Annotated in this window: 1 protein-coding gene; it reads left to right on the forward strand. The window is 62.3% G+C overall.

Annotated features, from left to right (window positions below):
- Positions 1 to 27: 27 nt before the first annotated feature.
- Positions 28 to 576 (forward strand): hypothetical protein (locus Vqi01_RS07680; protein WP_204033900.1); only part of this gene is annotated, 549 nt, incomplete at its 3' end.

Below are 576 nucleotides of genomic sequence, written 5' to 3' on the forward strand. Positions count from 1 at the left end.
GAGATGAAGTGGCGCACCACGGCGTCGGTGGGCAACGTGGTCGTGTTGCAGGAGTTGCTGACGGCTCAGGGAGCGTCTGTTCCTTCGGCTCGGATCGCGGCAGGCCTTGCCGCGCGCCAAGTGAAGAAGAGTGCGGATGAGGCGGTTCACTATCTTAGAGCCTGGCTGAAGAGAAACTTTGGCGCGGGGGTCAGTGCCAAGGTTTCTCGGCATCAGGATCTTGGGTGGGCTTTGGGTGATGCCGCCGCCGCGATGGCCGGTGGTTCCCGGCAGAGCGTCAGGCCTGCTCGGCGCAAAGCAATTCCTTCAGCGGAAGTGGCGCGGGAGTCAGATCGCCCGGAGACGTGGTTCGCGGGGGTGGGGCTCACATTTGTTGATGGCGAGAAGTTGGTGGGAACGGTGTTCGCTGATGTCAACAACGTGACGCACAAGCGCGTTACGCCAAGGGTCAGCAACGTGGTTGTGTTGCGGGCGTTGCTGGAGGCTCGGGGAGCGTCTGTTCCTTCGGCTCGTATCAAGGCAGCTCTTGCCGCGCGCCACTTAAAGGAGGGTGCGAGCGCTGCTGTTCACCGTCTT

Origin of the sequence: Micromonospora qiuiae, assembly GCF_016863555.1 — a bacterium.
In the GTDB taxonomy this organism is placed as follows: domain Bacteria; phylum Actinomycetota; class Actinomycetes; order Mycobacteriales; family Micromonosporaceae; genus Micromonospora; species Micromonospora qiuiae.